16 protein-coding genes are annotated in these 12,831 nt (G+C 45.0%); 12 read left to right on the top strand and 4 right to left on the bottom strand.

The genetic code is table 11. The features are described from left to right. Positions 1-162 precede the first annotated feature (162 nt). From ligD to ku, 3 genes are read right to left on the bottom strand one after another with little or no spacing between them, the layout of a single operon-like run. Positions 163-1,062, bottom strand: a complete 900-nt coding sequence (gene ligD / locus AC3WJJ_RS15015) for a non-homologous end-joining DNA ligase (protein ID WP_492541775.1) — start codon at positions 1,060-1,062, stop codon at positions 163-165. Beyond that, on the bottom strand, positions 1,062-1,973 hold the full coding sequence (locus tag AC3WJJ_RS15010; RefSeq protein ID WP_492541773.1) for an ATP-dependent DNA ligase: 912 nt from the start codon (positions 1,971-1,973) through the stop codon (positions 1,062-1,064). The genes ligD and AC3WJJ_RS15010 overlap by 1 nt, the downstream gene beginning before the upstream one ends. Positions 1,974-1,975: 2 nt before the next feature. Then, positions 1,976-2,905, bottom strand: a complete 930-nt coding sequence (gene ku / locus AC3WJJ_RS15005; protein WP_422658171.1) for a non-homologous end joining protein Ku — start codon at positions 2,903-2,905, stop codon at positions 1,976-1,978. 148 nt (positions 2,906-3,053) lie between these two features. On the opposite strand from ku, the gene AC3WJJ_RS15000 reads away from it, so the two are divergent. The 6 genes from AC3WJJ_RS15000 to tsaD all read left to right on the top strand — a co-directional run bounded on the left by AC3WJJ_RS15000 (position 3,054) and on the right by tsaD (position 6,616). Continuing rightward, a complete protein-coding gene (locus AC3WJJ_RS15000; protein WP_492541772.1) occupies positions 3,054-3,353 on the top strand; it encodes a hypothetical protein in 300 nt (99 codons plus the stop codon). Between the two features lie 3 nt (positions 3,354-3,356). Beyond that, positions 3,357-3,539, top strand: coding sequence for an H-type small acid-soluble spore protein (locus AC3WJJ_RS14995; protein ID WP_422658169.1), 183 nt, complete (start codon positions 3,357-3,359; stop codon positions 3,537-3,539). A gap of 223 nt (positions 3,540-3,762) precedes the next feature. After that, complete coding sequence (tsaE, locus tag AC3WJJ_RS14990; protein ID WP_492541771.1) at positions 3,763-4,254, top strand: tRNA (adenosine(37)-N6)-threonylcarbamoyltransferase complex ATPase subunit type 1 TsaE; 492 nt, start codon at positions 3,763-3,765, stop codon at positions 4,252-4,254. Beyond that, positions 4,247-5,029, top strand: coding sequence for a tRNA (adenosine(37)-N6)-threonylcarbamoyltransferase complex dimerization subunit type 1 TsaB (gene tsaB / locus AC3WJJ_RS14985; protein ID WP_492541770.1), 783 nt, complete (start codon positions 4,247-4,249; stop codon positions 5,027-5,029). The genes tsaE and tsaB overlap by 8 nt, the downstream gene beginning before the upstream one ends. A 19-nt stretch (positions 5,030-5,048) precedes the next feature. Next, the gene (gene rimI / locus AC3WJJ_RS14980) at positions 5,049-5,573 is read left to right on the top strand and encodes a ribosomal protein S18-alanine N-acetyltransferase (protein ID WP_492541768.1); all 525 of its coding nucleotides are present in this window, start codon (positions 5,049-5,051) and stop codon (positions 5,571-5,573) included. Continuing rightward, positions 5,570-6,616, top strand: coding sequence for a tRNA (adenosine(37)-N6)-threonylcarbamoyltransferase complex transferase subunit TsaD (tsaD, locus tag AC3WJJ_RS14975; RefSeq protein ID WP_492541766.1), 1,047 nt, complete (start codon positions 5,570-5,572; stop codon positions 6,614-6,616). Before rimI ends, tsaD begins: the two co-directional genes overlap by 4 nt. A gap of 430 nt (positions 6,617-7,046) precedes the next feature. On the opposite strand, the gene AC3WJJ_RS14970 is transcribed toward tsaD, so the two are convergent. Next, positions 7,047-8,999 carry an ABC-F family ATP-binding cassette domain-containing protein gene (locus AC3WJJ_RS14970; RefSeq protein ID WP_492541764.1) on the bottom strand — a complete coding sequence of 651 codons (1,953 nt, stop codon included), beginning with the start codon at positions 8,997-8,999 and terminating at the stop codon, positions 7,047-7,049. Positions 9,000-9,185: 186 nt separating this feature from the next. On the opposite strand from AC3WJJ_RS14970, the gene AC3WJJ_RS14965 reads away from it, so the two are divergent. The 6 genes from AC3WJJ_RS14965 (at position 9,186) to groES (ending at position 12,813) form a co-directional block, all read left to right on the top strand. Continuing rightward, positions 9,186-9,800 carry a 5-formyltetrahydrofolate cyclo-ligase gene (locus AC3WJJ_RS14965; RefSeq protein ID WP_492542069.1) on the top strand — a complete coding sequence of 205 codons (615 nt, stop codon included), beginning with the start codon at positions 9,186-9,188 and terminating at the stop codon, positions 9,798-9,800. Positions 9,801-9,814: 14 nt separating this feature from the next. Then, entirely contained in the window at positions 9,815-10,291 is a 477-nt protein-coding gene (gene moaC, locus AC3WJJ_RS14960) for a cyclic pyranopterin monophosphate synthase MoaC (RefSeq protein WP_492541762.1), read from the top strand. A gap of 73 nt (positions 10,292-10,364) precedes the next feature. Next, the gene (locus AC3WJJ_RS14955; protein ID WP_379244424.1) at positions 10,365-10,850 is read left to right on the top strand and encodes a MogA/MoaB family molybdenum cofactor biosynthesis protein; all 486 of its coding nucleotides are present in this window, start codon (positions 10,365-10,367) and stop codon (positions 10,848-10,850) included. Positions 10,851-11,050: 200 nt separating this feature from the next. Beyond that, entirely contained in the window at positions 11,051-11,278 is a 228-nt protein-coding gene (gene tatA, locus AC3WJJ_RS14950) for a twin-arginine translocase TatA/TatE family subunit (RefSeq protein WP_422658161.1), read from the top strand. 167 nt (positions 11,279-11,445) lie between these two features. Then, on the top strand, positions 11,446-12,216 hold the full coding sequence (tatC, locus tag AC3WJJ_RS14945) for a twin-arginine translocase subunit TatC (protein ID WP_422658160.1): 771 nt from the start codon (positions 11,446-11,448) through the stop codon (positions 12,214-12,216). Positions 12,217-12,531: 315 nt separating this feature from the next. Continuing rightward, positions 12,532-12,813: a co-chaperone GroES gene (groES, locus tag AC3WJJ_RS14940; RefSeq protein ID WP_054956559.1), complete on the top strand. Its 282-nt coding sequence runs from the start codon at positions 12,532-12,534 to the stop codon at positions 12,811-12,813. Positions 12,814-12,831: the final 18 nt, after the last annotated feature.

Genomic DNA, 12,831 nt, shown 5'->3' with positions numbered 1-12,831 from the left:
TTCTATTTTGCACAGTAGTTCCGTTCTGTAAGTAGTTTCGTTAAATAGATACTGGAGGGAATCCTCGGCAATATGAGCCCAGATGCCTGTGAGTGAAGTGCTCTGGGCGTTTGCAGACGAAGCGAAAGATACAGCTCTGGATGGGAGGGTTACCCGGAGGGCCTACGTTCTCCTTTTGGATGACAAATGGTGAAGAATCGGTTCAATAGGCTGAGGAGGTAGCGAGGCTAATAAGTCACCCTTTTCTCGCAATCGGTTCTCAATATTAAGCAGGTGAAAATCGGTTGGTGAAACATTCCGAGACACTTCATCCCAAGTTAACGGAGTGGACACGGTAGCCAGCGGGCGAGCTCTTGGTGTATAGGGAGCAGCGAGTGTTCTCCCACTGAAGTGTTGAAGATAATCGAAATATATTTTGTCTCCTCGGTTTTTCTTGAGTCTTTCGATGGTGAACAGTTTCGGATGCTTCTCGGTCACATATTGAGCAACGAATTGTCCAAGTGTCCGAAGCTCCTCAAATGTAATTCCTTCTGGAATGGGTACGATGATTTGAACGCCTGTCGCACCTGATGTTTTTGGCACAGAGGAGATACCCAGCGAACTTAATACGCTGCCAACAATCGATGTGGCTTCCATAATACGTGGTTCGTCCGGTAAGGTGGGATCGAGGTCGATCATCCACTCACAAGGAAGTGTACTCCCTGCTAAATGCAGTGAGGGATGGAATTCAAGTGCAGCTAGATTACCAAGCCACAACAACTCAGGCAGTCCGTTTAACAGGACGTAATTTATATTTTCATGCTGAGCTGTTTTGACAAAGGTGGGGGTTGGCTCGGGAGCGTTTTTCTGATAGAAAAATTCGCCGGGCACCCCATGTGGATATCGAATCGTTGTCAGCAATCTTCCCCGGCAATAATGAAGTAAGAAGGGGGAAAGTGCTGCCAGTTTTTGTAGGTACATCGCTTTGGTTATCCCAACCTCTGGCCATAAGGGCTTATCTGGGTTCGTAATTTGTATGTTCTGTCCTTCAATGGTGAGTGTTCCTTTAACTTGTTTCCTCATTAGGAATCCAACCCTTCAATACGGAGCAGCTTAGGATGACGCATCATGCCGTCCTGACTCCACTCCAAGAAGGTCACATGAACGGTTAACGGCTGAAGGAGCCACGTCAGTTTCTCCTTCTTCAGATCGGTATGCAGTTCTTTCCACCTTGCACTCCCCTGATGTCTTTCGGCATATTGAAGCAACTGACGTTTGGTCTGCTCATTGAGACCTAATGAGGCTCTGCCGATGTATGAACCGTCTTCTCCTGTGAGGACGAGACTGGCTACACGTCCCTCTCGGATGATGATGGCGATTGCTTCTGTCGCTAGGTTTATAGCTATTTTTTTCTTATACCAGTCCTGATGCTTCTTTCCTTCACGGTAAGGAGAGGATAGCCGCTTGATTACAATTCCTTCCCATTCTCGCTCTTTGGCCCAGTTCCACAAGGATTGTCCATCACGGAACAAGTCTGCAACGAGCAGACCAGGCTTATTCGCTACGATCTCTTGCAATCGCTGGTGACGTTCAACATATGGAAGCTGTCGCAAGTCCTGATCATCATCAATCAGAATGTCAAACAGGACATACGTAAAGTGTGGAGCTTTCGTGCTGATCGCACGCGAGCGTTCCCGCTGCAGAACTTTTTGAAATACAGGTCGGCCCAGTTCAGGATCGAAATATACTACTTCTCCATCTATAAGAAGTCGCTTGCCTTTAAGCTCCGACAGGGATTGTACAATTTCGGGATAGAGTGCCGTCTTGTTAAGTAGTTTACGGGATACAAGCGTTACCTCTCCAGCTTCAAGAAGGGCCAGTATGCGCACGCCGTCCCACTTTAATTGAACCCCCCATTCCGCTCCGCTTGGAATGGATTCCGTCGAGAGTGGTGCCATGGGCTCTCTAGGGAGAAGACTTTTTAGATCAATCATACTCAAGAGACCGTATCTGTCTTCTTGGATTTCGTTGTACGGCGTTTCGGCTTCGGTCCTCCGGCATCTGGTGCTTCTCCGCTCACTTTGGCTACAGGCTCTTTAGCAGCGGTCTTTCGGGCTGATTTTCTAGGTTTCGGTGTCGTACCAGGATCTGTAGGAATCGGTTTAACCGCTTCAATACTCGCTTGCAGAGCAGCCATGAGATCAACGACATTCGTCTCTTGACGGGCAGGGGCAATCTTAACTTCTTCGCCAGCTACTTTGCTGGAGATCATCTCAAGTAGGCGTTCACGGTAATCGTCTGTATATTTGCTAGGATCGAACGGCGTGGATAGCTGATCAATCAGCATACGTGCCATCGTAAGCTCCTTCTCATTTACTTCAGCATTCTCCGGCAGGTTGGGGACTTGTGATATGGGACGGATCTCATCTGGGTAAAATATCGTTTCGATGGCTAAACATTCCTCGATGACACGAATCGCAGCCATACTGCTTTTGGAGCGAATCGCAATTTTGGCAATACCGATCTTCCCGGATTGTCGCATCGCTTCAAGAAGAAGTCGATAGGCATTTGCACCTGCTTGATCAGGAGATAGGTAATAGGTTTTTTGGAAATAGATTGGATCGATTTCTGTTAAATCTACAAAATCTAAAATGGTAATATTTTTACTATTTTGTTCAGAAAGTTGCTCTAGTTCCTCCTTTTCAAATAGAACAAACTTCCCCTTCTCGTACTCGTAACCTTTATTGATCTCTTCCCAGCCTACTTCTTCCTCACAAACGGGACATTTGCGAACATAGGAGAGCGGACTTCCACAAGTCTTATGCACATATCTCATTGAAATATCCTTATCCTCCGTGGCTGAGAACATTTTGACGGGAACGTGGACAAGTCCGAAGCTAATTGCGCCTTTCCATACGGTATGCATCTATGATTCCTCCCTATCATTTTTCTAATTAGTTTGCCCAAAAAAAGACTCTAGTATGTGTGCTGCATTGACTTTGTATAAACGACAGAACTTTGTGGCATATTGACGATGGAACGAAGGGGCTTTCCCGATGTAAGGAGGTGCAATCATGACCCGTGAGAATGATAAGAAGGAAGAAGAATTGAAGCATAAGGATTTGGACTCGGGAGCAATAGATACGACGGAGCTAGTAAATGGAGAAATGCTCGATTGGAATAACTTAACTTCAGAGGATAGCGAGCTGAGTCGTGAGTCCACGATGTTTGATATTGATCGGATGGTGAATGAAGGGCTCGGTGGAGGTAATGTGACGGAGCATAATGGAATGATTGGTTCCACAACAACCGATACGATGATAACAGTGGATGAAACACCAAGGAATACAGACATGCGAGAGGAGGACGAATAGGGTATGGAAATGGAAAGAGCGGTTCAGATTTTTAAATCAGAGGATACGTATAAAGTGAAATTAGAGGGGGAGCCCGTATGGATTGAACAAATCGATCCAGCGAATGGTATGGCAACCGTTCAGGTAGGCTCTAGACCAACGAATACGATGACGGTAAGTGTGGAGCGTTTGGAAGAAGGAGAGTAGAAGAGTCTAGGAAGCATCTGCTTTTGGAGGAACGCCATCAAGTGGTGTCCTACGAGAGTAGGTGTTTTTTTATACCGTGAAACGAAATTTGACTTCTCTTGCGGCTTGGTGAGGAGACCGATATAATTAAGGACAAGTTAAATCAGATAATCAATGGATATCAAAGTATTTTGCATAAACGGAAATGATGCAGAATTCTTATGTCTAAAAGGTGGGTATACACGTGACAGAAAGCGGTTATGACTTCCGTTACATGTCCAAAAATCCGGCGGATACGGAACAATTAGCAGCTTGGCTGGCTGAGCGTTCGCTTCCGGGAACGGTCATTGGTCTGGACGGCGACTTGGGAGCGGGGAAGACGGCATTCTCGCAAAGTTTTGCTAAACACCTCGGGATCAGCGGTGTGGTGAATAGTCCTACATTCACGATCATTAAAGAGTATGAGGGGCGTTTGCCTCTTTATCATATGGATGTATACCGATTATCAATGGATGAAGCAGATGAGCTTGGTCTAGACGAATATTTTTTCGGTGAAGGCGTCTGTCTCGTGGAATGGAGCAGTTTAATAACAGAACTTTTGCCAGAAAATTATCTTCACATTTCAATAGAAACAACCGGCTTATCAGAGCGGATAATCGGCATTAAGAGCTATGGTGAGCCTTATAGCCAGTGGTGCCGTGACTTGAATGAAAATGGGGTAAGCATCAATGAATAATCAGAATACGAAGCCGCGGCAGCGGTTTTTGGCGTTGGATTCGTCTACAGCTACACTTGCAGTGGCCGTGATGGATAATCATGAATTATTGAAAGAAATCAATGCCAACGGGGAGAGAAATCACTCCGTTCATATGCACCCGGTTATAGCTCGTGCAGTGGAAGAAGCGGGTCTGACCATGAATGAGATAGATGGCATTGCTGTTGGCGTGGGACCAGGTTCATATACAGGGGTTCGAATGGCGGTTACAGCAGCTAAGACGTTATCTTGGGCGAAGAAAATTCCCTTAGTTGGGGTGTCGAGTCTCCATGCGATCGCTTGGGGAGGACTGGCAACAGGACTTGAAGCAACTTCTTCAAGTCATGAAAGACACTGGGTTATCCCATTGCTTGATGCAAGACGAGGTCAAGTGTATACTGCATTATTCGCTGGTGAAGCGGCGACTATACCTGAGCGGCTTGAGGAAGATGCGATTCGCTTAATGGCGACATGGGTTGAAATATTATCAGAACGTCTGAAATCTCTTAGTAGAGAAGAACAGCCGACCTCAATCTGGTTTACGGGTGATGTTGCAGTACATGCAGAAGCGGCAGAACGTCTTCGTGAAGTGTACCAAGGTCCGCTGCACATCCTGCCTTACGAGTTAGAAGGCCGTTATGTTGGTCTTTTAGGTGCTGAACGATTACGAATCGGAGACTCTGACGCTACACACGGACTTATACCTAACTATACACAGCTTTCGGAAGCGGAAGCGAACCTGCTGCGCAAGAAATGAAGGGAGCGTAGGATCGATCATGGAACAGGAATACAGAACACAGGTCAATGAGCAAGGTCTGTCTTTCCGCATGATGACCATCGAAGACATACCTGATGTTATGGTCGTTGAGCAGGATGCGTTCACCCTTCCTTGGACAGAGGAAGCATTTCATAATGAACTCAAAATGAATCATTTTGCGCGTTATATGGTAATGGAGTATGAAGGCAAGACTATTGGTTATGCGGGAATGTGGACGATTGTCGATGAGGCGCATATTACCAATATTGCATTGTTAAGTGCATATCGGGGTCGTAAATGGGGGGAATTGCTCCTCAGTGAGTTGATGAAGACCGCAGCCTTTCTCGGAATGGAACGGATTACACTTGAAGTTCGAGTAAGCAATGAGGTTGCTAGACGTTTATATACTAAAAAAGGGTTTAAGCCTGCAGGCATCCGCAAAGGGTATTATTCCGATAATGGAGAGGATGCGCTGATTATGTGGGCGGATTTGCCCACCTACCGTGAAGACGGCGGCGAGGAAGGAAGCGAAGTTCTATCATGAATGAACAGAACATAGAGAATCATAGCTTGATTTTGGCTATTGAAACGAGTTGTGATGAAACATCGGTTGCGATTGTAAAAGATGGACATGAAGTATTATCCAGTGTGATTGCTAGTCAGATCGAAACGCATAAGGCTTTTGGTGGGGTCGTGCCAGAGGTAGCATCACGTAAGCATGTGGAATGTATCACGATGATCATAGAGGAAGCTGTGGAGGAAGCGGGCATTGATATGCAGGATTTGTCCGCGGTAGCTGTAACGCAAGGTCCAGGTCTTGTTGGTGCCTTGTTGGTTGGTGTTGTAGCGGCCAAAAGCTTGGCCTATGCACTCGGTAAACCGCTGATTGGAACTCATCATATTGCAGGACATATCTATGCTAACCGGATTGTAGGGCCCATTGAATATCCGTGTATGTCACTTGTTGTATCTGGAGGACACACAGAACTTGTATACATGAAGTCTGAAGGAAGCTTTGAACTCATTGGCCGTACACGTGACGATGCCGTCGGCGAAGCGTATGATAAAGTGGCTCGTGCATTGGGATTCCCATATCCTGGTGGACCTCATGTAGACAAGCTGGCATTGGAAGCAGAGGACGCTGTATCGCTTCCACGTGTCTGGCTAGAGGCAGACTCCTATGACTTTAGTTTCAGTGGACTGAAATCGGCTGTATTGAATGTAGTGAATCAGAGTAAGATGCGCGGGGAGGAAGTAAGAACTGGGGCCATCGCGAGAGGGTTTCAGGAATCGGTGATCGAAGTACTGGTGGAAAAAGCCGTGCGTGCCGTAAAGGCTTTTGGAGCGAAGCAGCTTCTCCTGTGCGGAGGGGTTGCTGCGAACCGTGGGCTGCGTCGTCTTCTCTCGGAACGCTGTGAGTCGGAAGGAATTCCCCTAACCATTCCTCCGCATCAATACTGTACAGATAATGCAGCTATGATTGGTGCCGCGGCACATCTAAAATGGAAAGAGGGAGTTTCGACGCCACTTGATATGAAGGCAGACCCTCAGTTGCCATTAGAGGAATGGACTTCTAATAAGCTATAGGATCTAACCAGATTAAATTAAGCTTGTCTTCTCTTGTAATGAAAGAGAGGGCGGGCTTTTTTTATTGAAGGATGTGCCCTGTATAAATGGATCAATAATCTGTCAAGTTGTGGACAAGGTTATCCACATGTCCCCTCAAAAATGTGTGCAAATCATAAAAACGCGGATAAATTCTCGGTTTGCAAGTCGTTGAAAATAGAGAGTAAAAGTTTCAAAAACATCTGTCAAAATTGTGGATAATGTGTATAACTTAGTGGATAAACTTGGGTATGTATACTCAAAAGCTAATTTAACAACAAAAAAATGGCCTAATAGGCCATTTTTCGGTCATACTTATGCACTTAATCTGGGGATAACTTTGTGTATAACTCTAATGTTAGATTTGAAACTATTTTGTGAACATTTTTTGTCTTTTTGTTTAATAGCTTTATTATGCCTCCAACAATGATTCCCATTCTGTAAAAATCTCTTCAAGCAAAGATTTCTTTGTATCCGCAGCTTGTTGTCGCTCTTGCAAAGCCATATAGTCCTGATAAATTTCAGGCAGAGCCATTTCTGCTTCTAGATTTGCGATTTCAGTTTCTAATGTATGAATCTGTTCCTCCAAGCTAGCGAGCTTTCGTTGTCTATTTCTTTCTTCACGCTTGGCTTGTTTGTCTGCTTCGAAAGACGAGGCACCTTGTTTCTCAGGAGTGGCTTCTTGAGTGGTCTCCTGCTTAAGTCCAGGACGCGCAAATGGTTCGGAAGGTTCGTTATTCATTTCGTCAATTTCTTGCTGTTTATCTGTATAATCGTCGTAATTACCCAGGAAATGTTGAACTCCGTCAGGATGAAGCTCAACGATGCGTTCTGCCATCTTATTCAGGAAATAACGGTCATGTGAAATAAAGAATAGAGTGCCTTCATAATCCATTAGCGCAGATTCGAGAACTTCCTTACTGAACAAATCCAAGTGGTTGGTAGGCTCGTCCAGAATGAGCATATTGGCTTCTAATAACATCAGCTTTGCCAGAGATACGCGTGCCTTTTCACCACCACTTAAAGAACCAATCTTTTTGAGGACATCTTCCCCGCTAAATAGAAAATTACCAAGTACAGTGCGCACACGTGCTTCTTCCATGTGAGGATAGGCGCTCCATAGTTCTTCAAGTACGGTATTTTTCGGGTTCAATTCGGACTGCTCCTGATCGTAATAACCGATCTTAACCTTTGTTCCCCATTGCAAAGTACCGGAGGCAGGTTTCATATCGTCGATCAGGCATTTAAGCAGCGTTGATTTCCCGATTCCGTTCGGTCCAATCAATGCTACGGTTTCTCCTCGACGAAGATCGAAAGATACGTTTTGGAACAAGGCTTCTCCTGGCTTAAAGGAGACGGATAGATCTTTTACCTGCAGGACTTCTTTACCGGACATGTACTCAACCTCAAAGGAGAAGTGAGCTTTCTTGAGATCGCCCATGGGTCTATCCATGCGCTCCATCCGATCCAGCGCTTTACGGCGACTCTGAGCACGTTTTGTTGTAGAAGCACGAACAAGGTTACGCTGAATAAAAGTTTCCATTTTCGCGATCTCATCTTGTTGCTTCTCGTACTGTTTTAGTTGTGACTCGTATTCAGCGGCTTTCAGTTCAATATATTTACTGTAATTTCCGGTGTAGCGTTTTGATTGATGCCGCTCAATTTCCACGATGGTAGTAACGAGGCGGTCAAGAAAGTAACGGTCATGGGATACTACGAGTAACGCACCTGAATATCCACGGAGATAATCCTCAAGCCACGTCAATGTCGCGATATCCAGATGGTTCGTAGGCTCATCGAGCATAAGCAGATCAGGGGCTTGAAGCAGGATGCGCGCGAGGGCCAGGCGTGTCTTCTGACCGCCACTTAAAGTGGAGATCGGAGTATCTGGTGAAAAGGTACCAAAACCCATCCCATGGAGAATACTGCGGATCCGTGTTTCCATTTCATAACCGCCTTGATCTTTAAACCAGTCAGATCGGATAGCATATCGGTCAAGCAGGTCTTGATAGCGTTTAGGATCTTCACTGGAAGCTGGATCAGCAATTTGCTGCTCCATCAGCCGAAGTTCGCGTTCGGCCTCGATAAGTGGTGTGAACACATCGAGCATTTCTTCCCAGATGGATCGATCTGAGTGGAGTCCGCTGTTTTGAGCTAAATATCCGATTGTTGTTTCTTTAGCTTTAAAGATTTGTCCGTCGTCATGCGACAGCTCTCCAGCCAGAATCTGAAGAAGTGTTGATTTCCCCGCGCCATTGACCCCAACAAGTCCGATTCGCTCGCGTTCCAGAACCTGCAGATTGATTCCCTCTAGCACAGGGGTGACTCCATATAATTTCGTAATGCCATTGGCTTGCAGCAGCATGAGAGTTATAACCTCCATCTATATATAGTTCATAATTCATCGATAAAATTCAGATGATGATAGTGTAAGTTTACATGAAAAATAGTAAACAAGCGACCGATTGAAGGTGACTTCCGACATTCTTGGCGAATGGGAGGAACAATGGTAAACTAAACATAATTATAAGCAAGAGAGGAAAGACTTGCCCTGAACATTTCTGAATCCAAAATTGAACTTCGAGCACATCATATTGCACTAAGAGATTCTATGACAAGCAGTCTTCGAGACCAGATTTCGGGTCAAGTCTGCCGTCATGCGGCTGAATTTCTGATGCTACATCATGTGAAGAGTATGCTGGTATATGTTCCGTTTCGTTCGGAACTCGATACATGGCCGCTAATTACATGGGCGTGGGAGAATGGTGTGGATGTCATTGTACCAAGGAGTATCAAGGAGAGCAGAATGATGGAGCTGTACACGCTCCATAGCAAGGACGAACTGATTAGAGGGGCATATGGTATTCTTGAGCCAGATCCAACACATGCAAGTCAATGTTTAGCGGATGTTGTTCCAGAAATCATATGGGTACCAGGACTTGCATTTGATCGATTAGGTGGCAGGCTCGGTTATGGAGGCGGATATTATGATCGTCTTCGGGATCGGATCCTGCTGACAACACAGATGAACGAAGAGTGCAAGCCGCCCTTATGGATCGGCCTCGGGTATGAAGCACAGCTGACGAACCAAGTGCCGATGGAATGTCATGACTTGCGTCTGGATGGGCTTATAACAGAGAATGGTTACATAAAGTCTGGATTCTAGCGGAAGGTGATGGAATGGAACTAAGTCATTTTAATGAGCAAGGTAGAGCGAAGATGGTGGACGTAAGTGATAAAGACATTACATCCCGGAGCGCCACTGCAATAACAACTATAAAGATGTATCCAGAAACGCTGCGCCGCATTCAAGAGGGCGGTATTGAAAAAGGTGATGTACTGGCAGTAGCGCAAGTAGCGGCTATCATGGCAGCCAAGAAGACATCAGATTGGATCCCGATGTGCCATCCACTTCCCCTTACGGGTGTAAATGTGGAGTTTGGCAATAACGACCTGGATGAATTATATATAGAAGCAACCGTGAGAACAACAGGAAAGACGGGGGTAGAGATGGAAGCCCTAACGGCTGTGTCTGCAGCTGCTTTGACTGTATACGATATGTGCAAGGCAATGCAAAAGGATATGGAGATCGGTCCGACGAAATTAATTCGTAAGACGGGTGGTAAGAGCGGGGATTACCTGAGCGAGCGTAACTAGCAGGGAATCATTCTTTCGTGTTTTTATAATTGATATAGAAGAGATTCGTTAGAAGGGGAAGGAGAGGGTACTCATGTTATGGAAGACGGCGATCCTGACGGCGAGCGATAAAGGCTCGCGGGGGGAACGCGAGGATACGAGCGCCCAAGTTATCCGGGAACTGATTGAAGAGGAATTGGGCGGCGAAATTATTGAATATCGGATTGTTCCCGATGAAGAAGATGAGATTATTGCAGCGTTGATTGAGCTAACGGATTATTTTCAAGTGGACTTGGTGCTTACAACTGGAGGAACGGAATTGGCAGTTAGGGATGTAACACCAGAAGCTACGATGCGGGTTGTGGAACGGGAAGTGCCTGGTATTGTGGAGGCAATGAGAGCTACTGTGATGCAGAAGAATCGAAGTGCTATGTTATTCCGAGGGGTGTGCGGAATTCGAGGGCGGACCTTGGTTCTTAACTTACCGGGATCTCCAAAAGGAGTACACGAGAACTTGGCTGCTGTCATGGATCAATTGCCGGAAGCCCTTCTTATGGTAACAGGACAATACCGAGAATAAGGAAGAATTATGTTTATAAGTAATAAATGTACAGAAAATGTTCAATTTTCCGTACTATATATGTGATTTTTCTTATGGTATGATGACGGTATACACGTTTATTGGCTTATTTTTCAAGTTTTGATGTTACAACCTATTTGATCTTGCCTGATTGTATTGTATTCAGACTTCATTCAAATAGGACAAGGAGGAGAATAGGTATGGGTCCAATCGGTGTACCGGGTATTATTTTACTCGTCATCTTAGCATTGTTGCTGTTCGGTCCGAACAAGCTTCCTGAACTAGGACGCGCTGTAGGTAGAACATTCCGTGAGTTTAAGGATGGGGCACGTGAGATTATTGAGGACGAGCCAGCTTCCAAGAAACAAGAGACTCCACAGCCAGTTGCTGCACAGACTAAGGCTGAAGATAAACGCCTTCCCGAATAGGTATTTTTCGTGAAGTGAACCCCTCCTTCGGGAGGGATTTTATTTTAAAATAACAAAGTTTCATCCAAGACTGTGCAATTAGTTTATTAGAAACGGAACTCTTCCTAGAGTGAGGATACTGCCGTTTCTTCTTGTGCTGCCGGGATACAGATGAGGTGATATCTAGCGTGTCGGAGAAAATGGAAGAGATGGCGCTTGTGGAGCATCTGAGTGAGCTTCGTAAGCGAATTATTATTGTACTTGTCGTGTTTGTGGGCGGATTGATTGCTGGTCTGTTTATAGCGGAGCCGATCTATCGATATTTGACGGAATCGGAGCAAGCGCAGAGATTTGAACTGAATGCGTTCTCTTTCTGGGATGGTATTGGGATCTATATGAAGATCGCGGCACTATTCTCGCTTGTTATATCGGTACCATTTATATTTTATCAAATATGGGCTTTTGTTAAGCCCGGCCTGCGCGAAGTGGAACAAAAGGCTGCGATACGCTATGTTCCATATGCCTTTATACTTTTTATTATGGGAACACTGTTTGGTTACTACATCGTCTTCCCAATGACACTGCACTTTACGACGTCTATTACGCAGAGTATGGGCCTGCAAGAAACGTATGGAATTACGAATTATTTTAACTTTATGTTTAACCTTGTTCTTCCTTTAGCACTCATATTTGAGTTACCGCTGATTGTGATGTTCTTAACGAAAATTCGTATTTTGAATCCATTAAGACTGAAGAAAATGCGTCGTCTGGCATACTTCGCGCTTGTATTTATAGCAGTAATCATCACTCCACCGGATTTCATTTCTGATTTTCTAGTATCGATTCCGTTACTTCTACTATATGAGTTTAGTGTGTTCCTCTCTGCGACGATCTATCGTAAGCAATTACAAGCTGATATGGAGCTGGAAAGCCGGTACACGCGGGTAGATGGCGAATAATATCGCAAGAGTTTAGTTTATTTATGCGGAAAGAGTGTCCTGAATGGGGATGCTCTTTTTTTTGCGTAATCCGAAGTTAACGGTAGGCATAAAATAAAAAGCTGTGGATAGAATGGAAAGAGGAGTCTGGAGGACAACCTTCTATTCGATAATTTGATCAAAAATTGATCAAAAAATATCGTAAAAGACTTGAAATCTTCAGGCAACTTGAGTATCATAAAGTTGGTTGTTAGCACTGACGATGGTTGAGTGCTAATACATAAAGCTTTGAACGAAAGTACAACAATATAATTTTTATAAGGAGGCTATTTTTTCATGATCAGACCTTTAGGTGAACGCGTATTGGTAGAACCAATCGAACAAGAAGAGACCACGGCATTCGGGATCGTGCTTCCGGACTCCGCTAAAGAAAAGCCGCAAGAAGGTAAAGTTATCGCAGTAGGTAGCGGTTCTTTGAAAGACGGTGTGCGTGTAGCTTTGGAAGTTAAAGAAGGCGACCGTGTTATTTTCTCGAAATACGCTGGAACAGAAATCAAATACGAAGGTAAAGAATATTTGATTATGAAAGAAAGCGACATCCACGCGATCTTGGGTTAATTCACAACCTGAATATAA

It is taken from the genome of Paenibacillus sp. FW507-14B1B (assembly GCF_058781425.1).
The sequence above is the reverse complement of the archived record's forward strand: the minus strand, read 5'-3'. Positions and strand labels throughout refer to the sequence as shown.